The sequence below is a fragment of the Paenibacillus sp. J14 genome (assembly GCF_000518465.1).
GTDB lineage: Bacteria > Bacillota > Bacilli > Paenibacillales > Paenibacillaceae > Fontibacillus > Fontibacillus barengoltzii.
The window spans coordinates 48,596-72,580 of record NZ_JADQ01000002.1; the positions used below are offsets into that span (position 1 = coordinate 48,596).

The following is a 23,985-nucleotide window of genomic DNA, read 5'->3' on the forward strand; positions in this document are numbered from 1 at the left end:
GGTATGTTGAGCGAAGATAGGATAACGCCAGGACTAGCTTCTGAACACATGTGGGATACGCTCCGAATGGAGGTGCCCGAGGAGGATGAACCTACCTGTGATTGTGCTCTCCTTAAGTGATTATGGGGCTCGGCCGGATACGCAAGAGGATACGCAGCCCGCGATGCAGATGGCGCTGGAAGCCGCTATGCAAACAGAAGGGCCTGTTGTGCTGGAGGTGCCTTTGGGCCGGTATCATTTTTATCCGCAATCGGCGATTCGGGCTCCTTATCATGTCACCAATACCGCAAGTGAAGAGGAGCATTTCGATATTACGAAAACAATTGGGATGCTGCTGAAAGGACAAAAGCAGTTGACCATTAAGGGGAACGGGTCTCTGTTCATGTTCCACGGCAAGCAGACAATGCTGCTGATCGACGGCAGCAAGGACATCGTCATCCAGGACCTTCACTTCGATTACGCCCAACCGACGGTGGCAGAAATGACCGTGGTGCATTGCGAGCCTGAGGCGTGTTGGATGGAGGCGGTGGTGCATCCCGATTCGAGGTATGCTATTCAGGAAGGCCGACTGACATGGGTTGGTGAGGGCTGGCGCTTTCAGTCTGGGCCGATGCAGCTATGTGAACCGGCGGAAAATACAACCTGGCGGGTGGACAATTGGCTGGAGCGGAAGACGACCCTGGTGGAGGAAGTTGGTCCTGGTCGGATCAGGTTTTATTTTGACCGCGGTATACCTGAGGGATTGGCCCCCGGTCGCGTAGTTCAGATGCGGGATGGAATCCGTGATCAAGTAGGCGTCCTTGTCCATGAAAGTGCGAATATCACGTTCACAGGCTGCGGGTTTCATTTTATGCATGGGCTAGGGCTGGTGGGACAATTCAGCGAAAACCTCGTTTTCGAGCGCCTGGACCTGTCGCCAAGGGCCGAAAGCGGCCGGACGGTGGCCGGCTTCGCGGATTTCATCCATCTGTCAGGCTGCCGGGGGCAAGCGGTGATTCGGGATTGCCGGTTTGCCGGGGCACATGACGACGCGATTAACGTCCATGGGACCTACCTGCAAATTGTTGGCCGTCCGGCGCCTAATCAGCTGTTGGTAAGATTCATGCATCCTCAAACTTATGGGATCCCGGCTTTCCGTGCCGGGGACGAGATCGGCTTCGTTCATGCGGATACGCTGGTGACCTACGGGAGCGGCAGGGTGAGCGAGGTTCTGCGGTTAAACCCTCGCGAGCTGCTGCTTACGCTGGAGCAGCCAACCCCAAGGGAGATGAGGCCGCAAGATGTGATCGAGAACGTCACCTGGTCCCCGGAGGTGGAAATTACGGGCAACCTTTTCGCCCGTATTCCGACGCGCGGGGTGCTGGCTTCCACGCGGCGGCGAATCGTGATCCATGGTAACGTATTTGAAGGGATACAGATGAGCGCCATTCTTGTTGCGGCTGATGCGAGCTCCTGGTTTGAGTCAGGTGCAGTTGAGGAGATGGTCATCGAGGATAATCAATTCTTCGACTGCGGCAGCGAAACGCATGCAGTGATCACCATTGCGCCAGAGAATCGGGAGGTACATCCGGAGATAGCGGTTCATCGCGGAATTGCCATCGTGCACAATCGTTTCGAATCGGTGTGCGGCTTGCTGCTGTCCGCACGTTGCGTACAGGACTTGGTGTTTCGAGGGAACGAGATATCGCTGGCGTTCGCTGGGGAATTTGACCAGGGAAGTGTCGTCATCTTGGAGGCATGCCCGGATGCGGTGATCGCAGACAATGTGTTTCTTGGCGATGACGAGCAGGTGAAGAGTAAATAAAGATCTGGTAGGGGAGGAAAGCAAAAATGGAGCAAAACACTAGGCTACAGTACGACAGACCGGCTGCGGTCTGGACCGAAGCATTGCCGATCGGAAACGGACGCCTTGGCGCGATGATTTACGGCGGGGTGGAACGGGAAACGATCAGTCTGAATGAAGATACGTTGTGGTCCGGATATCCGCGCGATTGGAACAATCCTTCCGCCCGGCAGGTACTGCCTGAGGTAAGGAAGCTGGTCCGGGAAGGCCGCTACGAGGAGGCGGATCAACTGGGGCGCCAGATGCTGGGGCCATACACGGAATCCTATTTGCCGTTTGGCGATTTACAGCTGACCTTCGAGCACGGAGCCGCCTGTCGGAATTACCGGCGCACGCTGGATTTGGCAAACGCTGTCCACGTGACGGAATACAACGTTGGGGAAGTAAGCTATAAGCGTGAAGTCATCGCTTCCCATCCCGATCGGATCATCGCCATGCGGCTGACGTGCAGCCAACCGGGAGCGCTTGCTTTTCATGCACGACTCGACAGCCCGCTCCGCCACGATACTGCTGTGGAAGATGGGGCATTCGTGCTGCGGGGGACAGCTCCGGAACGGGTGGAGCCGAACTACGTGAGCGCAGATCGCCCGATCCGCTACGGCGATCCGGAAATCTCACCGGCGATGGCTTTTGAGGGACGACTGGCGGTTGCAGAAACCGACGGCCGGGTCAGCGCCCATGGGGACGGGATTCGCGTGCTCGATGCTACAGAGGCGGTATTGTATTTCAGCGCCGCGACAAGCTTTGATCGATTCGATCAAATCCCCGGTGCGGGGCGACCGGAATCGATTCCGGCGGAAGTGGCTGCATCTCGGGCCAAGGCGGACTTGGCTGGTGCATTGGGCAGCCGTTATCGGGAGATTCAAGCTCGGCATATCGAGGACTACCAAGCCCTGTTTAACCGAGTCAGCCTGCGGTTAGGGAAGACAGCAGCTCCGGAAGGACTGGACACGGAGCGGCGGATCGTCGAGTACGGAGCCGCTGATCCGGGGCTGGTCGAGCTGCTGTTCCATTACGGCAGATATTTGCTGATCTCCAGCTCCCGACCTGGGACGCAGGCGGCCAACCTGCAAGGAATCTGGAACGCGATGACTCGGCCGCCGTGGAGCAGCAACTGGACGCTAAATATCAATGCGGAAATGAACTATTGGCCGGCCGAGGTATGCAACCTGGCAGAGTGCCACTGGCCGTTGCTGGAGATGATCGGCAACCTGGCTGAGAATGGGGCGAAAACGGCCTCCGTCAACTACGGTACTCGGGGGTGGGTGGCTCATCACAACTCGGACATTTGGGGACAAACCGCCCCGGTAGGCGATTTCGGCGATGGCGATCCGGTCTGGGCGTTGTGGCCAATGGGCGGTGTCTGGTTAACCCAGCATTTATGGGAGCATTACGTCTTTGGCGGGGACGTCGCATATTTACATGATTTTGCTTATCCCATCATGAAGGACGCCGCGATGTTTGCCCTCGACTGGCTGATCGAAGACGAGTCCGGCTATCTCGTCACTTCGCCATCGACCTCGCCGGAGCATAAATTCCGCACGGCAAGCGGTGTAGCGGGGATCAGTGAGGGAGCCACCATGGATTTGTCACTCATCTGGGAGTTATTTACGAACTGCATTGACGCGGCGGGTGTGCTTGGCATTGATGAAGCGTTCCGCGAGGAACTGCGGCAGACCCGGGAGCGGCTCTTGCCGCTGCAGGTTGGGAAGTATGGGCAACTGCAGGAGTGGAGCCGGGATTTCGAGGATGAGGATGTCCATCATCGGCACACCTCCCACCTGGTGGGTGTCTATCCCGGCCGCCAGCTCTCGGTCGAGGAGACGCCGGAGCTGTTCGCCGCTGCGCGGCAAGTGCTGGAGCGGCGGGGCGATGAAAGCACCGGCTGGAGCCTAGGCTGGCGAGTTGCCCTATGGAGCCGGTTCGGCGACGGCGATCGGGCGCTGCGGCTGCTCGGCAATATGCTGCGGCTGGTGAAGGACGGCGAAACGGAGCGCTATAACCACGGCGGCGTATACGCCAGCCTGTTGGGCGCGCATCCGCCGTTCCAGATTGACGGCAACTTTGCCGCTTCGGCGGGCATCGCCGAAATGTTGCTGCAGTCGCACCGCCCCGCGCTGGTGCTGCTGCCCGCTCTGCCGGAGGCTTGGTCGGACGGCGAGGTCCGCGGCCTTTGCGCCCGCGGCGGCTTCGAGGTTAGCCTGCGCTGGGCGAACGGCAAGCTGGCTGAGGCCAAGATCGTGTCGACGCTGGGCCATGCCTGCCGTGTTCGGGTCGGCCTCAACGGAGGGACGCCGCTGACCGTATACCACGGCGGTGTGAAGGTGGCCGTGGAAACGATGGAGGATGGCGACCTCCGATTTGAGACGGAAGCCGGGGCAACATATCGACTGATCCCGGACGACCGGATGGCTGCCGGCGAGGCGGTGGCTCGGCCATGAAGGTGAATGCGGCGGAGCATGGCGCAACCAAGCTCTGGTATGACAAGCCGGCTGCAGGCTGGTCTGAGGGGCTGCCCGCGGGCATCGGGCGGATCGGCGCCGTCGTGATGGCCGCACCGGAGCGCGAGGTCTGGAACCTGACCGAATCGACCTATTGGTCCGGCCAAGCGGAGGAGGTTGGCGCCGCCGGGCTCGGAGGCACAGGCGGCGCTGGCCGCGATTCGCGAGCGGCTGTTCGCCGACGATTACGCGGGCGGCGAACAGCTGGCGAAGCAAACGCTGCAACCGCCGAAGCGAAACTTCGGCACCCATCTGACGTATAGTTACAACATAAGCAAGCCAATGAGGGGGAAGGGTCGTGTACCGTAAGTTGGTTGAATATTGTTTGTCCAAAAAAGGGGCGGTCGAGGAGTATCCTTTTGGCCCGGATACGACGGTCATCAAGGTCGGGGGCAAAATGTTCGCTCTGCTGCCTGTTACCGCCGATGATGAAACAGCAAGCATCTCGCTGAAATGTGACCCCATGATCGCTGCCAATCTCCGGGAACAGCACGAATGCGTGAAGCCGGGGTATCATTTGAACAAAAAGCACTGGAATACAGTCACCGCAGATGGCAGCTTGTCGATGGACGAATTGCAGGCGATGATCGACCACTCGTACGATCTGGTGCTCCGTGGAATGACGAAAGCCGCCCGTGAGGCAATCCTGATGCGCATCGGTGGATAAGGCCCGGCTTGCTCTGGCGTGCGGGAGGCTGCTTTCGGGCATCATTATCCCTTTGGAATACGGCGGTATTCGGTGGGGGAGTACCCCATAATCTTCTTAAATATTCGCGAAAAATAATACGGGTCGGACAAGCCGACCGCACCGGCGATCTCTTTGACGCTTAAGCCGGTGAGGTCCAGGAGCTGTCCGGCCCGTTGCATTTTCAGCCGCAGAAAATATTCGATCGGCGGAAGCCCCGCCTCCCGGTTAAACAAGTAGACGAGATGCTGTTTGGAGAGCCCCACCTGCTTCGCCAGTTCGGACAGCGTGAGGCTCTCTGTCAGCCGCTCGGTCATGTAGCGAACCGCTTCATCGAAATAGCGCTCGCGTTTGCGGTCCTGCGCCGACCGCTCGGCGCTGAGCCCAATGCTGCTAAGCAGGTGGCGCATCGTCTGCGCGACATGAATCTGCACGGGCAGGGCGTAGTACTTGTCATGAAGCAGACGGTAGCACTGTTCAAAATGCTCCAACAGCTGGGCATGTACGCTCAGCGGCAGCCGGACCGGGCCGCCCTGGTTCAGGCCGTAGGTGTGAATTAATGCCTGGGTATCCTCGCCTTGCAGGTGAAACCAGTAGATACTCCAGGGTTTATCGGCCGAAGCCCCATATCGGTGCGGCGTATGTGCGGGGATTACCGCCAGCTGACGCTCTGTCAGCGGGTAGCTTTGCTGCGTGTTGCCCGCCTCCTCGCTCCATTCCACCCATCCTTCGCCTTCCACACAGTAGATGAAGATATGAGCGTCCGCCCCCTCGGGCCGTTCCCGATAATGGTGCAGGGCGTTCGGGAAAAACCCGATATCGCTAACAAACAGCGGGCACGTCAATGTGGAGTTTTTCAGTTCCTTCAGCATATAGTCCGGTTGCACAAACAGTTTTTGCGACTCAAAACCGTCCGGCTTACGAATTTGTTGATCCATGCAAGTCACCCCCCCATATAAGAATATAGTCCATCATTCCCCGTTTTTCGTCAATTGGAATTCCTTCGGCACCGGGTTACATTGGGGTTACAACCGATTCAACCAATGACGGGGAGAAGGGGAGGATTTTTGAGATGAACGTTCAACAGCGGGAGGCGTCTGCCAAGGCGGCCGTTCGGGTCTGGGAAGAGGATAAGCTCATTCCGACGTATGGGGTTGGGGAGCCGGACAAGAACCCGATGTTTTTGGAAAAACGCGTGTATCAAGGCAGCTCCGGACGTGTGTATCCCTATCCGGTCATCGATAAGATTTACGACAAGAAGCGGGAGGTCAGCTATCGGCTGGCGATTTTGGAAAATGAGTACGTGCGGATCGAAATCATGCCGGAACTCGGAGGACGGATTTATCGCGCGCTAGACAAAACGAATAACTACGACTTCGTTTACTACAATCGCGTGATCAAGCCGGCGCTGGTTGGCTTGGCCGGGCCGTGGATTTCCGGCGGCATCGAGTTCAACTGGCCGCAGCATCATCGGCCGAACACGTTTGGCCCGGTCGAATATCGACTGGAGCAAAGGGAGGACGGCAGCGCTACCGTTTGGGTCAGCGAAATCGACCGTATGTACGGCACCAAGATGACGGCCGGGTTTACGCTTTATCCGGGGAAGGCCTATTTGGAGATCTCTGCGCAGCTCTACAATCGGACGCCGGAGCCGCAAACGTTCCTGTGGTGGGCGAACCCGGCTGTGGCGGTGAACGATCATACGCAGTCCGTGTTCCCGCCGGACGTTACTGCCGTCTTTGACCATGGCAAGCGCGATGTCTCACGGTTCCCGATTGCCACCGGCACGTACTACAAGATGGATTACTCGGAGGGTGTCGATATTTCTCGCTACAAAAATATTCCGGTCCCTACGTCCTACATGGCTTACAAATCCGACTTCAACTTTGTCGGCGGCTACGACCATGGCGTGCAAGCCGGTCTGCTGCATGTCGCCAATCACCACATTTCCCCGGGGAAGAAGCAATGGACTTGGGGGAACGGAGAATTTGGCCAGGCGTGGGACCGCAATCTGACGGATGAGGACGGTCCGTACATCGAGCTGATGACCGGGGTGTATACCGACAACCAGCCGGACTTCACCTGGCTCCAGCCGTATGAGGAGAAGTCGTTTAAGCAGTATTTTATGCCTTACAAAGACATCGGTGTTGTCAAAAATGCTTCCATCGAAGCGGCCGTTAACCTTGAAGTCGACGAGAAGGCGCGGACGGCAACGGTGCTGGCGTATGCAACATCCGATTATGAAGGGGCGGTCGTGGAGCTCAAAGGCGCACGCCGAACCTATGTATCGGATACCGTGCGGCTGTCGCCGGTGGCGACGTACAAAACCGTGGTCTCGCTGGATGAAGGCGATCAGCCACATGACTTGCGGGTGACGGTGTGCGACCGCGAAGGACGGCTGCTGATCTCGTATCGCCCGGCGAAACCGTCGATCGAACAGGTGCCGGAAGCCGCCAAGCCGCTGCCGAAGCCGGAGGAGCTGAAGACGAACGAGCAGCTGTATTTGGCGGGCCTTCATCTGGAGCAATACCGCCATGCTACGTTTGAGCCGGAGGCGTATTACTTGGAAGGCCTGAAGCGCGACGCCAGCGATATCCGCATCAATGTCGCTTATGGCACGCTGCTGCTGCGCCGGGGCCGGTTCGCCGAGGCGGAGGCGCATTTCCGCACGGCCGTGAAGTCGCTGACCTGGCGCAACCCGAACCCGTACGACAGCGAAGCGCTGTACCAGCTCGGGCTGGCTCTGCAGCTGCAAGGGCGAGACGAAGAGGCGTTCGCCGCCTTCTACAAAGCCGTCTGGTCCGCTGCCTGGCAGGACAGCGGCTACTATTCGCTGGCCGCGATCGCCTGCGGCCGCGGCAGCTATGCGGAGGCGCTCGAGTTGGCCGAGCGCTCGCTAATCCGCAATAGCCGCAACTATAAGGCGCGGCATTTGAAGGCAGCGCTGTTGCGGAAGCTCGGTCGGCCGGAGGAAGCGCTCGCCTACACGGGCGAGACGCTGGCGCTGGACCCGGCCGACTTCGGCGCCGCCAACGAGCGCTGGGCCGCGCTGCGGGCCTTGGGCGATGCGGCAGCGGCGGATGAAGTCCTGGCCGAGCTCCAGCGGTTGATGCGCGGTGACGCGCACAACGTCCTGCAGCTGGCCGCGGACTATCTCGGCTTCGGCCTGTATGACGAAGCCGTGCAGGTGATGCAGCGGATTGCGCCGGACGCAGACACGCCGGCTTACCCGATGCTGCATTACACCTTGGCCTACGCGTATGAGCGGACCGGCCAGGTCGAACTGGCCGTGCGCCATCGGCAGGCAGGCGCCGCCGCGCCGGCGGACTACTGCTTCCCGAACAGCCTGACGGACCTGCTCGTGCTGCAAAGTGCGATCGCGGCGAACCCGGGCGATGCGAAGGCGCATTACTACCTTGGCAACTGGATGTATGACAAGAAACGCCCGGACGATGCGATCGCTCACTGGGAGGCGTCCCGGGAGGTGGACGCCGGGTTCCCGACCGTGCACCGCAATTTGGCGCTGGCTTATTACAACAAGCGCCAGGATGTCGATGCGGCGCGGGAAGCGCTGGAGACGGCGTTCGCGTTGAATCCGGAAGACGCCCGCGTGTTTTTCGAGCTGGATCAGCTCTATAAGAAGCTGGGCCGTCCGGCGGCGGAGCGGCTTGCGGCGCTGGAACGTCACTTGGCGCTTGTGGAGAAACGCGACGATTTGTATCTGGAATACGTCACGCTGCTGAATACGTTAAGCCGCCACGACGAAGCTTTGCGGGCGTTGGAAGCTCGCAAGTTCCACCCTTGGGAAGGCGGAGAAGGCAAAGTGACCGGGCAGTACAGGTTCGCCCTTGTCGAGCTTGGGAAGCAGGCACTCGCGGCCGGGAATGCCGAGCAAGCGATCGAACGGTTGGAGCGGGCGCTCGTTTACCCGGAAAATCTCGGGGAAGGCAAGCTCGCCGGAGCGCAGGAAAACGACATCCTGTATTACCTGGGCTGTGCATTTGAGGGGTTGGGCCTGATGGAGCAGGCGATGCCGTATTGGCAGGCGGCTTCGCAAGGGCTGGAGGAGCCGGCCGGAGCGATGTACTATAACGATCAGCCGCCGGAGATGATTTTTTATCAAGGGCTGGCTTGGCGGAAGTTAGGCGTGGAGAAGGAAGCGAAACGTCGGTTTAACCAGCTGGTGGACTATGCCGAGAAGCATTTGTTTGATGAGGTGGAGTTCGATTACTTCGCCGTATCGCTTCCTGACTTCCTCGTGTTCGAGGACGACTTGAACCGACGTAACGTCATCCACTGCCGCTTCATGCGGGGTCTCGGCAAGTTGGGCCTTGGCCGGTCGGTGGAAGCCGCCGAGCAGTTCGATGAGGTGATGGCCCTGGAGCCCAGCCATCAGGGCGCGATGATCCATCGGCGGATGTGCTGATGGATTGCGGAGGGACTTTACAGACCCTGCGCTAACGCTTGCCACAGTGCTTATTTGGCTTAAAATGGCGAGTTTCAAATTCTAACGCTGACCAGCGTTCTTATGGGGGCGATTGAGCCCCCATTTTGCTCTAAAATGAGCAAATAAGGTGTCTGGTAAGCGTTAGAATTCGTACACCCGCTTTTTTGCCCAAATAGCGTTGTTCACAAGCGTTAGACAATCCAGCCCTCGCGGGAAAGAGAGCGGTCTGCGGCGAGAAGCGTCCCGCAGCCAGAAAGAATCTGTAGCGAGAAGGCATCCTGAAGCAAGAGTTCGTGCTGTTGCGAGAAAACCTCCTGCCTGCGAGAGATCGTTATATGGCAAAACGCACTCACAAGCCACACTCACAAGTTACATTCACAAGTCATAAGTCACAAATCACAAGTCGCATAAGTTGCGATGAGCAAACAGACACGTCGCAAAAGTCTCAACAAACAAATTACAAACGAAGTAAGTCACCAGTATCAAACAGTTAGCAGCAAGAAAGTACATCATTAGTTATTAATTAGTTACCCGTTACTCTACAACAGTCACTACGCAAGTTACACCACACACGCAACGCAATAAGTAGCAGATTTCCAGGGTAAGCACAAACATCAAATCAATGTTGGAGGAGGGGGCGACGGATGAACCAATGGCGAAAGACTGAAGTGGATGGTTGGGACGCTTGGGTCGGAGAAACCGAGCTTATAGCGGTGACCATCGTACCGGAGCTAGGTGGCAAGGCCGTATCGCTGCAGAATCGCAAGACAGGACGGGAGTGGCTGTGGAGGAGCGATAAGCCACTGGGAAACGAGGGCTACGGCTCATCCTTTGCCGCTGGCGACGGGAGTGGATGGGACGAAATGTTCCCAGGCATCAATGCCGGGGCCTATCCGCTGGCGCCTTGGCAAGGTCGAGCGATCCCCGACCACGGAGAGGTCTGGTCTCGGGCTTGGGAGCATCAGGCCACGAGCTCAGCCCTATCCTGCCGCATTGGCGGCGTACAATTTCCCTATGTCCTGGAGAAAAGATATACGTTCCCTGCAGCAGACACACTTCACATCGAGTACACTGTGACGAATCTGTCGGGCGCGCCTTTTGCCTTTCTATGGGCGACGCATCCGTTGTTGCAGGTACGAGAAGGTATGAAGCTGCACGTTCCGCCTGAATTAACGGAGATCGAGGTCTCCTATTCGGAGGAAGGCCGGCTAGGTGCGTTCGGATCCAAGCAGCTTTGGCCGCTGGCAAGCGGCGCAACCGGGGAACAAGTCGACCTGAGCACCGTGGAGTCCAACAACGGCCGATTCGCGGAGAAGTATTATTTTACTAGCCGGCTCGGGCCCGGCTCCGGGTACGCCGGAATCAGTGATCCCGCAACCGGTGAGGCGCTGATGTTCCGCTTCCCCGCAGACAAAGTGCCGTACTTGGCCATTTGGGCCAACTACGGCGGCTTTGGCGGTAACTATCACGTTGCTCTGGAGCCGGCCACGGGCCGCATGGACGAACTCGCCCATGCGTTCCGCCAAGGGGAAGCCGCCGTTGTCCCCGCTCGAAGCGGATATCGCTGGTATTTGGAGGCCAAGGCCGTGTGCAGTTAACTCCTTAGGCGATTCGTTCTCATGCCCAGTTATTCATGCTGCAATTTCTGGAAAGCCCATTTTTTCTTCTCCGTTTTCTTCATCGCTGGAAGCTTCAACAGCATAATGAGGATAAACGAGATCATGCACATCGCAGCAATGAGTTTAAACGTAGGTACAAATCCGCCAAGGAACGAGGAGATCATGGTTGCCAGCAAGGCGCCAAATCCAAAGCCTTGGTAGATCACACCGTAATTTTGACCGGAGTTTTTCAGTCCAAAGTAATTCGCCACAATTGCCGGAAATACGGTAATGTTCCCGCCGAAGCAAAACGCAATCGCCGCTACACAAGCAAAGAAGGACCCATAACTCAGATGCATATAGCTCAAGATGATCACGGCGGCAGCTGTCACAAACAAAGTGCCGGATACGACATTCAGGTGACCCACCCGATCGGATAAAGCTCCAAGTACAATGCGACCCAGTGTATTAAATATCGCGACCAGAGCAACCGCATTCGCTGCTGTGGCTGCATTCAATCCTGCCATGCTGACGCCGATATCCTTGACGATCCCTATCAGGAACAAACCGCTCATACATGCTGTGAAGAAGATAATAAATAACAAGTACGCTTCTTTGGTTTTTAGCATTTCTTTGACCGTGTAATCCTTCTGTACCGTATTTGAATCGGCTTGGACTTGATTTTGCACCTTCGCTTCCTTCAGAAGGAACGAGCCGCCCACGATCATAACCATGACGATGATTCCCCAGAACATAAAGGCTTTCGACACGCCTAACGTTTCAATCATGCTGCTGTTAATATATTTGAACACTAAGCTGCCCGTACCATATGCCCCTACGGAGATCCCTGAGATCAGGCCTTTCTTCTTCGGGAACCATTTAATCGCATTCGACAAGGTCGTCATATAAGCCGTCCCGTCTGCGGCACCAACTAAGACACCGGCAAAAAGGTAGAGCACCCATAGGGATGTCACTTGCGAGCTGATGATTAATCCTAGTCCTAACATGATCCCTGCAAACATAATTAATCGCCGAAGTCCGATTTTCTCTTGAATCTTACTCGAAAACAAGGTTGCAAAGGCTAACGAAAAGCTAAGAATGGAGAACGTGGCAGCTACTGAGCTTAGCTCCCATCCATAGTGTTCGACAAGAGGTTGGTTAAATAGACTCCAAGTATAGATGGTCCCCAGCCCCATTTGTACAATAATTGTCCCAAGAACGATCAGCCAGCGATGACCCTTGGTATCTCTCATGATGATCTCCTCTTTTCAGTAGGCTATACAGTGTTTCTTGATGAGCCAAGTATAGTACCAAAAAGGTCAACGCAACCGTTTTCAGAACGAAATGACGATATCAAGGAATGAGTTGCTGTCAAAATCTCATAATGTGCCGGAACTCTTTCACCTTGGATCGACTTACCGGAATTTCTGCATCCATCCCCGATAATCTTAAGATATAGGTTTGGTTAAACCAGGGTACAATTTCCCGGATTTTCGATAGATTCACCGAGTAAGAACGATGACAGCGGAAGAAGAGACTCTGCGGCAGCAACGTGTGAAACTCGCTGATGCTCATCGGCATCGTATACTCTCCTTCCAACGTATACACCAATGTCACCTTCTCTTTGGTCTCAGCATAATAAATGTCGTTCGCATCAGTGACGATAATTTTGTCATCCTTACGTAAGTTAATCCGATTGGCGATTGCAGAGCCTTCATCGTCCTTATGATGGACGACAGGATGCAATGGATTCGTATCTTGCCGGACGGGATGGTCACGATGATAAGCGGCCTCAAGCTTTTTTAACATCGGTGCAATCCGCTTCTCGTCATAAGGCTTCAAAATGTAATCAAAAGCCTCCAGCTCGAACGCCTTGGCGGCATGTTCCTTATAAGCAGTAGTAAAAATGATATAAGGCTTCTTCGCAAATTTGGCGATGTTGCTTGCGACGAAGATTCCATCCAGCGACGGAATGTTGATATCCAGGAAAATCGCATCGGTCTCATGCTCCTGCAGAAATTTGAGAACATCCAACCCGTCCTCAAAACAATCCGTTACCTCAATCGAGCTGTAAGTGCTAATGATATATTCAAGCTCTTCCCGAGCAGGGATTTCATCCTCGACAATAATGGCTTTCATGTGGAGTTACATTCCTTTCCTTACATCAAAATAGACTTCAGTGCCCGGCTCCAAACGTTGGATTACGACTCCTTCTCCATAAATTAGCTTCACTCGCTGATGCACATTATAGAGTCCAATTTTATGGGCTGGAACCTGATCATGGTACAAACTCCGAATGATCTCTTCATCGATTCCAATCCCAGTATCCTTCACGCTGATCCGGACTTGATCCCCAAGATCCTGCACAGAAATGGTCACGGTTCCCGGTCCTTTCGTCTTAAGAACACCGTGATTAATGGCATTTTCGACGAGAGGCTGAATCAATAAGCTGGGGATTTTAACCGAAACCTCCTCATCAATGTCATAATTCACTTGTAACCGCGAGCCAAAGCGTGCTTTTTCAATTTCAACGTAATCCTTCACTTGCTGAAGCTCTTTATGGATTTCAATGAACTCATCGCTTAGCTCTAAGTTGTGTCTCATGAAATTGGATAGATTGATGATTAATTCTCTGGCCTTTTCCGGATTCTTGCGTGTCGTTGAAGCGATGGCGTTTAAGGCATTAAACAAAAAATGGGGGTTGATTTTGGTTTGCAGCGCTTTGAGTTCGGCCTTATTCGCTTCCTCCTTAATTTGCTCGACCCTTGAAACCTCCATCAGTGTGGAAATAATCTGGGATAACCCAATCGCCATCGTCTGCAGCGGGTAGGTCACTTTGTAGGCTTTCCGGTAATACACCTTCAGTGTCCCTGTTACAACGTCCCGTTCTTTTAAAGGCATAATCAGAAAATACTGAATTTGCGGGAGATTATGCTCAGAGATGTGATTGGAAATGGTGATCTCACCGGTTCGAATCGCAGATTTTGTGATCTCGCTGATAATAGCCTCTCCGACCGTGTAGTGCTCCTCGCCAAATCCAACATAGGCCAGCACGTTATGCGTATCCGTAATCGCAACGGCATCGGCCTCGATTTCATCTTTAATAATCGTACAGATTGTCTTTAAGGATTCCTTGCTGGTGGAGCGGAAGTAGGGTAACGTTTTGTTCGCAATTTCCAAGGCCAGCTTGGCTTGCTTGGCGGCAATCATCTCTTTCTCGCCCTCGACCCCCATAATCATCAGCACAATCAGCCCAATGCTGATCTCCCCAATTATCATAGGAAAGGCGATTTTGGATACGATGTCCAATCCCAGCTCAAAGGGCTCGGCAAAAGCTAAAATAAGCAGCATGGTTAAAATTTCACAGATCATACCGGCGATAATGCCGTAGATCCAGCGGGCTGATTTTTTCACTTTATAATTAATGACTCCGGAAACTAAACCCGCAATCATACTGGTGATGAGGCAGGGAATCGATGTAATTCCACCGATATCAATTAAGTACCGATGCAATCCTGAGACGACCCCGGTGATAATCCCTACCCAGGGACCAAACAGGATCCCCCCGGACATCACAGCAATAATGCGAATGTTCACCAGCGATCCTTCAACCTCAATGCCTGAGTACGTACCGAAAATCGCAAACGAGCAAAATATGACGGTAATCACGGTCAGCTCGATCGGCGATCGATTATCCCGCTGCAGCACCTCACGGAATCTTGGAATACGAGCCATAAAGAATAAGCAAATCAGCAGCAATGCAGTTCGTTCCAACAATTGCAGCAGCATTTCTAATGAGGTCATGTGGGCTTGGCTTCCCTTCTGTAGTAATATAAAAACTCCCTGATTGGCAGTAAGCACAACCAGAGAGTTGCAAAAGCAATATTTTGGTATAGAAGCGACCAGCTTACGCTCAAGTTCCCTACCATCATACAACACTTGTTATGGATACTCAATTTACTTCGTGTCAGCTAAATCATTTCGGTGAACAATCTGAGGGGCTTCGAGTGGAGTTGATCAGTGAAGCTTATCCCCTTACTTTCGACTGTGACCTTTGTTACTCCCTTGCCGTGGGCCATACGCTAGAATGAGGACGAAACGAATCCAGATGGAGGTAGGATGGCGGATGGCCCAGAACAAGGGAAGTAATCGGAGCAGCGGGAAACCAGCCTCAACTTATAAGACGGGATCCAACCGGACAACCCCTGATCACAAAAATGTCGGCAGGGGCAAGGCGGGCAACGCGGCCAACAGGTCAGGAAGCGGCCGAGAGAATAGGAAATCCGGTTTGATTTTTGTAAGTTCCCTCATTTTCATTGGAGTCCTGGTCATCACCCTGGCTGTTGTGTTCCTGAAAGATACGGGTCCTTCTGAATTAAAGGATCTTCCGAACTATACGGAAATCAAAGGGGATTACACTGCCGAAGACTTGAAGTATGAGAAGCAGCCGCATTTGGGAGATCCGAACGCTAAGGTTAAGGTAGTCGAGTTCGCCGATTTCAAATGCCCGGCATGCAAGAAGTGGGAAGAGACCTATATGGACCAGCTGCAGCAAGAGTACATCGATACCGGGAAAATCGAGTTATTTTTCATAAACTATGCATTTATTGATCGGGACTCGATCATGGCGGCCAGTGCGGGGGAAGCCATCGCAGCGCAGAGCAACGAGAAGTTCTGGGAGTTCAAGCGCAAGCTGTTTGCACATCAAGGCGATGAGACGAAAATTTGGGCAACACCTAGCTTTTTGCTGGACTTTGTGAAGAAGAATATCGAGGGAATCGACTATGATCGGTTCGCGAAGGATTTAAAAGAACATACCTACATGCTGCCCGTCAAGGAAGACTTCAAAACCGGCGGATATTACGGAGTCAACGGAACCCCTCAATTTATGGTGAACGGGGAGCTGCTGCCGAGCGCTTCGTACGAGGAGTTGGCGGCGGCGATTGAGGCGAAGTTGGCGGAAACTGATTGATGAAAAGCGACGATAAAGTCGCTTTTTTCGTAGTTTGGGTGATTAAATTTTCCCCTTCCTCATCCAAGACCAAATGCGATACGATCCCCATAAGTTTATTAGTAGGAGAAGAAAGAACACGAATCCCCATAAGCCAAGTTGATTGATTTCCTTGAGTCCCTCCACATTCCAAAGGACAAAGGTCCCAATTCCGATGAAAAGAAGATACAACCTTACTTTTACCATGAATAGGTTGAGATGTCTTGAGGTATCCTAACGATGGCGACACCTCCATGTCTAAAGACCTGCGGGAGAATCAGTGATGTTCGTTTGATTTTTGAAAAATAAAAGGTTCAACCGCGTTAGATTGAGATGAAAGGTCAAAGAAGGTCAAATAAACAGTCAAGTCTCTGGCGATCAGGAAAAATGCGCGAAAATCGCCCGAGAACAGGCTGTTTGGGCTTTAATCACTTTTGTCACTTTGGTCATGGAGGCATATAATGAGGGTGTAAGGTCAAATAAGGTCAAACCAAAGAAAGGGGAATGCATGATGTTTGATTTGATTCCTTTTGGTCGACACAGAGAAGATGCGTTCGGCCAGTTGGCTAAAACGTTTAATGATGTGTTCAATGATGACTTTTTTGCACCGTTTAAAAATTCGCCGCTCTCTTTCAGAACTGACATCCGCGAAACGGATCAAGCCTATCTGGTTGAAGCGGAATTACCTGGTTTCCGAAAAGAAGACATCGAGATCGACTATGCCGCTCCTTACTTGACGATCAGAGCAGTTCGTAATGAAGATCACAACATGGAGGATACGAACCATCAAATCGTTCGGAAGGAACGTCGGCACGGTGAATATGTTCGTAGATTCTACGTGCAGGATATTTCGGAAGAAGATATTCGCGCGTCCTTGAAGGATGGCGTTCTGAAGCTGGAGGTGCCGAAACGGCAACCGACTCGCTCCAAACGCATCCAAATTCAAGACGGCGATTAATATAAACGGAGGCTATCCCTCCAGCCACAAGCTGGAGAGGATAGCCTCTTTGCTTATACATAACTCCTCAGCTTCGTTGAGGGCGAGATGCCGCAAGACCTGCGGGATCCGCTGCGGTGCGGCTTGCGGTGTGTTGCACGGGAGTGTACTCGACCTCACCGCTGTCCCGGGCATTGCTCCAAGAAGCGCCGTCAGTTCCTAGATTTCTATAGGAATCGGCAATCTCCGGTTCCACGCGCTCTGCCCTAACGGCGGAGATCTTAAATTCCGGCATCCGGCTGATCGGGTGTAAGGCATCGTTCGTCAGCCGATTCACCGCCAGGTCGCCGCCCCAATGGAACGGGACAAACATCGTGCGCGGATGGATGTCCTTCGTCACCTTGGCGGCGACCTCCAGCGACCCGCGCCGCGAGGTTAAGCGGACGCGGTCTCCTTCGCGCAGGCGAAGCTGCTCGGCCAGAGCCGGGTGGAGCTCCGCCACCGGCTCCGGCGCCTTCTTCGCCAGCGCGTCCGTGCGGCGGGTCTGCGCGCCGCTCAGGTAGTGCCCGCCCAGCCGGCCGGTCGTCAGCAGATACGGATATTCCGTATCTGCGGTTTCCGCCGGCGGCTGCGGCGTGACTGCGTGCAGGCGGGCGCGGCCGCCTGCACGGGGGAAGACGCCGCCTGCGAAGAGGCGCGGCGTCCCGGGGTGCGACTGGCCGGGCCCGGGGCACGGCCAGAACAGCCCTTGCGCTTCCTGCAGGCGCGAGTAGCTGATGCCGCTGTAATCGGCTTTGCCCCCGGCGGAAGCGCGGCACAACTCGTCGAACACTTCGCTCATCGACGAGTAGGAGAAATAGCGCCCTCGGCCCAGCTGTTCGGCGAGGGCGCACAGCAGCCAAGCGTCCGGCATCGCCGCGCCGGCCGGCTCAAACACCCGGGGCCGGTAGAACACCCGGCCCTCGAGGTTCGTCATCGTCCCTTCCACTTCAAGGAAGGACGTGCCGGGCAGCAGCCAATCCGCATAGGCGGCCGTCTCGGTCTCGAACAGGTCGACGACGACGAGCAGGTCCAGCTTCGCCAGCGCCTCGGCGACCCGGGCGTTGTTGGGGCTGGACACGACCGGATTGGAGCCCAGAATCATCATCGCTTTAATGTCGCCGTCCAGTATCTTCCCGAACAGCTCATACGCGGAGACGCCTTTGCCGGGCAGCTCATGGGGATCGATTCCCCAGACCTGGGCGACATGCGCCCGGGCGTCCGGGTCCTCGATCGAGCGATAACCCGGCAACTGGTCAGCCTTGAGCCCATGCTCGCGGCCGCCCTGCCCATTGGCCTGCCCGGTGACGGAGCCGAAGCCGCTGCCCGGCTGGCCAATGTGCCCGCACAGCAGGCACAGGTTGATGTACTGCAGCGTATGCTCCACGCCGTTCACCTGCTGCTCCAGGCCCCGCGCGGTCAGAACCATACCGCGCTTCGCCCCGGCGAATCCCCGAGCCACTTCACGAATCGTATCCTCGGGGATCCCGGTGAGGGCGGCGACCCGTTCGGGCGGGAAATCCTGAACGGCTTCCTGTACCGCCTCCACCCCTTCCGTATGGGCCGCCACAAATTCCGCATCATACAACTTCTCTTCTAAAATCACATGCAGCAGCCCGCTGACCAGCAGCGAGTCCTGCCCGGGCTCAATCATTAGCTGATGCTGAGCGATCTTGGACGTCATCGTCCGCCGGGGATCGATCGTGACGATAACGGCGCCTTTTTTCTTAGCAGCTAACAGGTAGGGCATCAACGTGGGCTGGCATTCGGCGATGTTGGTGCCGGCAAGAATGAGATAATCGGTTTGGGGAATATCCTCAAGCGGAAAAGGGAGACCGCGGTCGATCCCAAACGCCAGCTGCTGCGCCGCCGCTGCGGAGGACATGCAGTATCGTCCGTTGTAATCCACGTAACGAGAGCGCAGAGCAACCCGAGTAAATTTGCCAAGTAAATAACACACTTCGTTCGTCAGCGAACCGCCGCCAAATACGGCGACGCTGTCCGGACCGTATTGATCCTGGATTCGGCGACTTCGAGCGGCGATATCATCCAATGCTTCGGGCCAGGCTGCAGGCGACCAAAAGGGAGAGGAGGCTTTGGATTTGCGCAGCGGCTGCAGCACCCGCTCCGGATGAACCGTATGCGCCAAGGCGTTGAAGCCCTTTTGACATAAACGCCCCGTGGCTACGGGAAAGTCCGGACTGGGCTTCACTTCATATCCTGCCGTGGAACCTTGAGCCAAGTGCAGATCCAGACTGCATTGCATACTGCAAAAGGGACAGTGGGATCGCAAACGTTGGTCAGGACGGGCGGCTGTAGGAATAAGCATCATAAGCTGCCTCCTTCCGGTTCAGGAACGTGCGTTTCCACTGGCCTTGAATAAGAGTAACCGTGACAATACAAGCCAGCGCAATTGCGCTCAAAATGAGGAAGCCGGGGGTATACGACCCGGTCCATTGCTTCAAGAGACCGAGAATATTCGGCAGAAAATATCCGCCGAGCCCGCCGGCCGCACCTACGATGCCGGTAATCACTCCGATTTCCTGCTGGAACCGTTGGGGGACGAGCTGGAACACGGAGCCGTTGCCCATTCCGAGGCACATCATGCCTACGAACAGCAGAATGGTCACGACGGACAGCGGCGGCAGCGACGAGACGAAAGCCATCATGAGGGAAACACCCGCGTACAAAATCAACAGCATGCGAACCCCGCCCAGCCTATCGGCCAGCCAGCCGCCTACAGGACGAAAGAAGCTGCCGGCAATTACACACAAGGTGGTGAAGTCGGCGGCCCGCACTGCACTCAGCTCATATTGGGTATTGAAAAAAATTGTCAAGTAGTTCGACAAGCCGACAAAACCGCCAAACGTCACCATATACAACAAGCAAAACAGCCACGCATCCCGCTCGCGAAGCACGGCGGCGTAGTCCCGCAGCTTTTTCGGTTCCGGCTGATTGGGGCTGTCTTTCGCCAGCAGCGTAAAGACGAGAAAGACCAGCGCAACCGGAATGAGGGCCAGCCCGAACACAACCTCCCAGCCGCCATAATGCTGGGCAATTCGGTTGGCGAACAGGGTGGAGAAGACCGTGCCGCTGTTGCCGGCTCCGGCGATCCCCATCGCCAATCCCTGGTATTGCGGCGGGTACCAACGGCTGGCCAAGGGCAGCGCCGCCGAGAAGGAAGCGCCGGCAACGCCCAGCAGCAAAGCCACTGCATACAGTTCGCCAAGCGAATCCACGAACTGCCAGCCCCAAATGAGCGGCACCATCGTGACGACCATGCCGATCTGGCCGGTCCGCTTAGGACCAATCCGGTCGGCCAACACGCCAAGCACCAGGCGAAGCAAGGAGCCGCCAAGGACTGGCAGAGCGACGAGATTAGCTTTTTGTGCGGCGTTCATCGGGTAGTCCTGCATCATGATGACCGCCAGCGGGCCAATCAGAACCCATACCATAAAGCTCACATCGAAGTACAAAAAAGCGCTTAGCAGCGAGGGCTTATGCCCACTCTTCAAAAAACCGGTACGTTCCATCCTTCCATCTCCTTTCCAGGTTCCATCCTCTTAGGCCGGGATGTTTTCTGTTCTTCATAGCTACGGCCAAAACTGGGCGCAAAACAAAAAGGAGCCCCGTGCAATCCTGCGATTGCCCGTATGGCTCCTTTGCCGACCGGCGGCACTACGTTGTGCGAGACCGGAATATGAATAGGGTTGCGCCACGACGTTGTGAACGTAGTTAAATTATATGAGTTTTAGAAAGATTATGTCAATATAAATAACAAAAAACGTTCATAAATTTAACTGAAAACCGTCTTGACGATTGTGAAAACGAGGTTTTTATTAACAAATTGAAGTTTTACTCGAATTATTCAATATTTTATGTTAGGTAATCTAACACAAATTCATGCCAATATACAAATTTCCGCTGCACTCAGAGGCTAAAGAAGGACAATGAGACTTCCGCTAACCGCTTGGCAGCGATAAATGACCAAAGATGTCCAGCTCCCCCATTTCGGGTTACAATAGAAGGGTCAGACAGAATGAAGATGATTTATTCGGGAAAAAGAGGGGACCGCCTTGAGCCAAACTGAACATGCTACCCAAACTCCAACTGAACTGCAACCTACGCAATCCCTAGATCGCTCCATTGCGGAGGTCGTTCGCGCCCAGCAGCATTTCGTCCAATCTGGTGCGACGCGACCGGTGGACTTCAGACTGCGTCAGCTTGAACGCCTGAAGACCGCGATTCAACGTTTCGAAACGCGAATATTGGAAGCGCTGCAGCGAGATTTGCGCAAGCCTGAATTCGAAGGCTACAGCACGGAAGTGGGTTATGCTTACGATAGTATCCGCTACGTGATGAAGCATCTGAAGCGTTGGGCCAAGCCGGAGCGGGTTCGCACTCCGCTCACCCATATCGGCTCCAGCAGCTACATTTACCGGGAGCCTTATGGCTCGGCCCTGATCATCGGCCCGTTTAACTATCCGTTTATGCTGGTGATCGACCCGTTGATCGGAGCGATCTCTGCGGGGAACGCCGCAATCGTGAAGCCTTCCGAGTTTACTCCTCATGTCTCTAGGGTGATCGCCGAGATGCTTGGCGAATATTTCGAACCCGATTACATTCGAGTCATCGAGGGAGGGCCGGAGGTGACGTCTGCGCTGATTCATGCCCCGTTGGATTTTATTTTTTTCACGGGAAGTATTCGGGTTGGCAAGATCGTTATGGCTGCGGCGGCGGAGCATCTGGTGCCCGTTGTTCTGGAGCTTGGCGGGAAGAGCCCTTGCATTGTGGATGAAGAGGCGAACCTCGATCTGGCAGCACAGCGTATCGTCTGGGGGAAATTCCTAAATACAGGCCAGACCTGTGTGGCTCCAGACTATGTGCTCGTTCACGAGTCGGTGCGAGATGAACTGATCACCAAAATGAAGGCGCAGATCAAGGTCTTCTATGGTGAGGATCCAAGGCGAAGCCCTGACTACGGGCGGATTGTGAATGAGCGGCAGTGGAGCCGGCTGATGGGTTTGCTCGAACCGTCTAAAGTGGTGGTTGGCGGGGATGGCGATCGTGAGGATCTGTATTTAGGGCCGACGATCATGGAGCGCGTCAACTGGGAGGACCCCGTGATGCAGGAAGAGATTTTTGGACCGATTTTGCCGGTGCTGGAGTATCGAGACCTGGATGCGGCGCTCCGGAAGATTGGTGAGCGGCCTAAGCCGCTGGCGCTGTACTTGTTTACGAGCAATGCCGCCACGGAACGGAAGGTAATGGAGTCCGTTTCATTTGGCGGCGGGTGCGTGAATGATACGGTCATGCATCTGGTGAGCCCGTATTTGCCTTTTGGCGGAGTCGGATCTTCGGGGATGGGAGCCTACCACGGCCGTTACAGCTATGAAACCTTCTCTCATCGAAAAAGTGTGCTGAAGAAGTCCACGCGGGTGAACTTGAGCTTCATCTATCCGCCTTATACGGCGGGCAAGCTGAAGCTGATTCGACGTTTCTTCAAGTAAGGATGCCGTCTCAGGTGTCAAATGGGATGACAATTTCATGGGAGGGATGATCATGGAAATGAGTTCAAGCCGGAAGTTTGCCTGGACCTGGCGGGTGAAGGAAGATCAACTGGAGGCCTATGTGGAGATGCATTTGAACCCTTGGCCCGAGGTGCTGGCGGAGCATCGCAAAGCGGGGATTCGGAATTATTCGATTTTTCAGCAGGGAAATCAGTTCTTCTACTGCTTTGAATGTGATGATCCGGATGCGGCGTTCAAGTATATTGCAGCCAGCGAGGTTTGCCAGCGGTGGAACGCGATTACATCAGGCATGGTGGAAGGGTCATTTGACTTTAATGAACCGCAGCCGATCGTGCCGATGCGCGAGATTTTTTATTTGAAGTAGCGACGAATCGGAGGGATTCTTGAACATGAAATATCGCATATTAGGGAAAACGGGTCTGAACGTTTCGGTGATTGGCATCGGAACTTGGCAATTTGGCGGGGAGTGGGGTTTAAACTACACGCAATCGGAAGTGGATGCGATCTTGGATCGGGGCCGGGAACTGGGCATCAATCTGATCGATACGGCGGAATGCTACGGCGACCATCTGTCCGAATCGTTTATCGGGGATTATCTCAGCCGGCGCAACCGGGAGGATTGGCTGATCGCCACGAAATTTGGGCATCAATTTCATGAGCGGTTTACACGGACGGATCGCTTTGATGCTGCGGCCGTGCTGGAACAGCTGGATGCCTCGCTGAAAGCGCTGAAGACGGACTATATCGATTTGTACCAGTTTCATTCCGGTCCAGATGCGGCGTTTGACAATGATGAACTTTGGACGCTGCTTGATAAGCAAAAGCAAGCGGGGAAAATCCTCCACCTGGGCACATCGATCGGCAGCAACGACAATCTGCATCAGACTGAAGCTTCAACGAAGGTAGGGGTAGAGGCGATTCAGGTGGTTTATAACCGGCTCGACCGCGTGCCGGAGAATCGGGTGTTCCCGTCCTGCGAGCGCCAGCAACTCGGTGTGCTTGCAAGAGTTCCTCTGGCGAGCGGTTATCTGAGCGGCAAGTACAAACCGGGGGCAGTGTTCAGCGAAACCGATGTACGCCATCGTCATGATCCGGAAAGCACTCGGCGCAAACTGGAGGAAGTGGAAGAGATTCGGCGGCAAGAAGTGCCGGAGGGCGTGGACATGGCGCAGTGGGCCTTGGCCTGGTGCTTGAAGAATCCGATTGTCAGCACGGTGATTCCGGGCTGCAAGAACCCAGCACAAGTAGAGGCCAATGCGGCTGCGGCTGAGCTGGAAATCTAAGAAACTTCATAAAGACCGATAAGCAGACAAAAAGTTTGCTAATCGGTCTTTTTTCATATTGACGATTGTCAAATTTAGGATTATTATGTAAACATATATTGGAAGTTTAGTAGGATATGGTGTTGCTTGAT

17 protein-coding genes are annotated in these 23,985 nt (G+C 54.8%); 11 read left to right on the forward strand and 6 right to left on the reverse strand.

The annotated features are described in order from the left end of the window. The first annotated feature begins 85 nt into the window (after positions 1 to 85). From M891_RS23040 to M891_RS0100970, 4 genes are read left to right on the forward strand one after another with little or no spacing between them, the layout of a single operon-like run. Positions 86 to 1,804 carry a right-handed parallel beta-helix repeat-containing protein gene (locus tag M891_RS23040; protein ID WP_157268731.1) on the forward strand — a complete coding sequence of 573 codons (1,719 nt, stop codon included), beginning with the start codon at positions 86 to 88 and terminating at the stop codon, positions 1,802 to 1,804. Between the two features lie 26 nt (positions 1,805 to 1,830). After that, a complete protein-coding gene (locus M891_RS0100960; RefSeq protein ID WP_028537475.1) occupies positions 1,831 to 4,284 on the forward strand; it encodes a glycoside hydrolase family 95 protein in 2,454 nt (817 codons plus the stop codon). Next, complete coding sequence (locus M891_RS0100965; RefSeq protein ID WP_028537476.1) at positions 4,281 to 4,607, forward strand: glycoside hydrolase N-terminal domain-containing protein; 327 nt, start codon at positions 4,281 to 4,283, stop codon at positions 4,605 to 4,607. Before M891_RS0100960 ends, M891_RS0100965 begins: the two co-directional genes overlap by 4 nt. Positions 4,608 to 4,642: 35 nt before the next feature. Beyond that, complete coding sequence (locus tag M891_RS0100970) at positions 4,643 to 5,011, forward strand: MmcQ/YjbR family DNA-binding protein (RefSeq protein WP_028537477.1); 369 nt, start codon at positions 4,643 to 4,645, stop codon at positions 5,009 to 5,011. Between the two features lie 44 nt (positions 5,012 to 5,055). On the opposite strand, the gene M891_RS0100975 is transcribed toward M891_RS0100970, so the two are convergent. Continuing rightward, positions 5,056 to 5,967, reverse strand: coding sequence for an AraC family transcriptional regulator (locus tag M891_RS0100975; RefSeq protein WP_028537478.1), 912 nt, complete (start codon positions 5,965 to 5,967; stop codon positions 5,056 to 5,058). Positions 5,968 to 6,101: 134 nt separating this feature from the next. On the opposite strand from M891_RS0100975, the gene M891_RS0100980 reads away from it, so the two are divergent. Then, positions 6,102 to 9,455: a DUF5107 domain-containing protein gene (locus tag M891_RS0100980; RefSeq protein ID WP_028537479.1), complete on the forward strand. Its 3,354-nt coding sequence runs from the start codon at positions 6,102 to 6,104 to the stop codon at positions 9,453 to 9,455. 665 nt (positions 9,456 to 10,120) lie between these two features. Continuing rightward, positions 10,121 to 11,074 carry an aldose epimerase family protein gene (locus M891_RS0100985; RefSeq protein WP_028537480.1) on the forward strand — a complete coding sequence of 318 codons (954 nt, stop codon included), beginning with the start codon at positions 10,121 to 10,123 and terminating at the stop codon, positions 11,072 to 11,074. A gap of 29 nt (positions 11,075 to 11,103) precedes the next feature. Here the strand turns inward: M891_RS0100985 and M891_RS0100990 are convergent, their stop codons facing one another. The 3 genes from M891_RS0100990 to M891_RS0101000 all read right to left on the reverse strand — a co-directional run bounded on the left by M891_RS0100990 (position 11,104) and on the right by M891_RS0101000 (position 14,878). Continuing rightward, positions 11,104 to 12,327 carry an L-lactate MFS transporter gene (locus M891_RS0100990; protein WP_028537481.1) on the reverse strand — a complete coding sequence of 408 codons (1,224 nt, stop codon included), beginning with the start codon at positions 12,325 to 12,327 and terminating at the stop codon, positions 11,104 to 11,106. A 118-nt stretch (positions 12,328 to 12,445) separates the two neighbouring features. Further along, positions 12,446 to 13,213, reverse strand: a complete 768-nt coding sequence (locus M891_RS0100995; protein ID WP_028537482.1) for a LytR/AlgR family response regulator transcription factor — start codon at positions 13,211 to 13,213, stop codon at positions 12,446 to 12,448. A 6-nt stretch (positions 13,214 to 13,219) separates the two neighbouring features. After that, on the reverse strand, positions 13,220 to 14,878 hold the full coding sequence (locus tag M891_RS0101000; protein WP_028537483.1) for a sensor histidine kinase: 1,659 nt from the start codon (positions 14,876 to 14,878) through the stop codon (positions 13,220 to 13,222). Between the two features lie 484 nt (positions 14,879 to 15,362). Between M891_RS0101000 and M891_RS0101005 the strand changes: the two genes are divergently transcribed. Both M891_RS0101005 and M891_RS0101015 read left to right on the forward strand, forming a co-directional pair. Beyond that, a complete protein-coding gene (locus M891_RS0101005; RefSeq protein WP_232228251.1) occupies positions 15,363 to 16,046 on the forward strand; it encodes a DsbA family protein in 684 nt (227 codons plus the stop codon). Positions 16,047 to 16,575: 529 nt separating this feature from the next. After that, complete coding sequence (locus tag M891_RS0101015; protein ID WP_028537485.1) at positions 16,576 to 17,022, forward strand: Hsp20/alpha crystallin family protein; 447 nt, start codon at positions 16,576 to 16,578, stop codon at positions 17,020 to 17,022. A gap of 67 nt (positions 17,023 to 17,089) precedes the next feature. Here the strand turns inward: M891_RS0101015 and M891_RS23050 are convergent, their stop codons facing one another. Then, the gene (locus M891_RS23050) at positions 17,090 to 19,369 is read right to left on the reverse strand and encodes a molybdopterin oxidoreductase family protein (RefSeq protein ID WP_232228252.1); all 2,280 of its coding nucleotides are present in this window, start codon (positions 19,367 to 19,369) and stop codon (positions 17,090 to 17,092) included. Continuing rightward, positions 19,341 to 20,573 carry a nitrate/nitrite transporter gene (locus M891_RS0101025; protein WP_028537486.1) on the reverse strand — a complete coding sequence of 411 codons (1,233 nt, stop codon included), beginning with the start codon at positions 20,571 to 20,573 and terminating at the stop codon, positions 19,341 to 19,343. Before M891_RS0101025 ends, M891_RS23050 begins: the two co-directional genes overlap by 29 nt. A gap of 543 nt (positions 20,574 to 21,116) precedes the next feature. Between M891_RS0101025 and M891_RS0101030 the strand changes: the two genes are divergently transcribed. The 3 genes from M891_RS0101030 to M891_RS0101040 are packed head-to-tail and all read left to right on the forward strand — an operon-like array spanning position 21,117 to position 23,854. Further along, positions 21,117 to 22,550 carry an aldehyde dehydrogenase gene (locus tag M891_RS0101030; protein ID WP_084628779.1) on the forward strand — a complete coding sequence of 478 codons (1,434 nt, stop codon included), beginning with the start codon at positions 21,117 to 21,119 and terminating at the stop codon, positions 22,548 to 22,550. Positions 22,551 to 22,602: 52 nt separating this feature from the next. Further along, positions 22,603 to 22,935: an L-rhamnose mutarotase gene (locus tag M891_RS0101035; RefSeq protein WP_232228253.1), complete on the forward strand. Its 333-nt coding sequence runs from the start codon at positions 22,603 to 22,605 to the stop codon at positions 22,933 to 22,935. Between the two features lie 25 nt (positions 22,936 to 22,960). Then, positions 22,961 to 23,854, forward strand: a complete 894-nt coding sequence (locus M891_RS0101040; protein ID WP_028537489.1) for an aldo/keto reductase — start codon at positions 22,961 to 22,963, stop codon at positions 23,852 to 23,854. Positions 23,855 to 23,985 lie beyond the last annotated feature (131 nt).

What these genes read in the sequence shown, in the direction of transcription:
- M891_RS0100975 (WP_028537478.1), bottom strand. Translation starts at nt 5,967, where the DNA reads ATGGATCAACAAATTCGTAAGCCGGACGGTTTTGAGTCGCAAAAACTG.
- M891_RS0101015 (WP_028537485.1), top strand. Translation starts at nt 16,576, where the DNA reads ATGTTTGATTTGATTCCTTTTGGTCGACACAGAGAAGATGCGTTCGGC.
- M891_RS0101000 (WP_028537483.1), bottom strand. Translation starts at nt 14,878, where the DNA reads ATGACCTCATTAGAAATGCTGCTGCAATTGTTGGAACGAACTGCATTG.
- M891_RS0101035 (WP_232228253.1), top strand. Translation starts at nt 22,603, where the DNA reads ATGGAAATGAGTTCAAGCCGGAAGTTTGCCTGGACCTGGCGGGTGAAG.
- M891_RS23040 (WP_157268731.1), top strand. Translation starts at nt 86, where the DNA reads ATGAACCTACCTGTGATTGTGCTCTCCTTAAGTGATTATGGGGCTCGG.
- M891_RS23050 (WP_232228252.1), bottom strand. Translation starts at nt 19,369, where the DNA reads ATGCTTATTCCTACAGCCGCCCGTCCTGACCAACGTTTGCGATCCCAC.
- M891_RS0101025 (WP_028537486.1), bottom strand. Translation starts at nt 20,573, where the DNA reads ATGGAACGTACCGGTTTTTTGAAGAGTGGGCATAAGCCCTCGCTGCTA.
- M891_RS0100960 (WP_028537475.1), top strand. Translation starts at nt 1,831, where the DNA reads ATGGAGCAAAACACTAGGCTACAGTACGACAGACCGGCTGCGGTCTGG.
- M891_RS0101040 (WP_028537489.1), top strand. Translation starts at nt 22,961, where the DNA reads ATGAAATATCGCATATTAGGGAAAACGGGTCTGAACGTTTCGGTGATT.
- M891_RS0100985 (WP_028537480.1), top strand. Translation starts at nt 10,121, where the DNA reads ATGAACCAATGGCGAAAGACTGAAGTGGATGGTTGGGACGCTTGGGTC.
- M891_RS0100965 (WP_028537476.1), top strand. Translation starts at nt 4,281, where the DNA reads ATGAAGGTGAATGCGGCGGAGCATGGCGCAACCAAGCTCTGGTATGAC.
- M891_RS0100995 (WP_028537482.1), bottom strand. Translation starts at nt 13,213, where the DNA reads ATGAAAGCCATTATTGTCGAGGATGAAATCCCTGCTCGGGAAGAGCTT.
- M891_RS0100980 (WP_028537479.1), top strand. Translation starts at nt 6,102, where the DNA reads ATGAACGTTCAACAGCGGGAGGCGTCTGCCAAGGCGGCCGTTCGGGTC.
- M891_RS0100990 (WP_028537481.1), bottom strand. Translation starts at nt 12,327, where the DNA reads ATGAGAGATACCAAGGGTCATCGCTGGCTGATCGTTCTTGGGACAATT.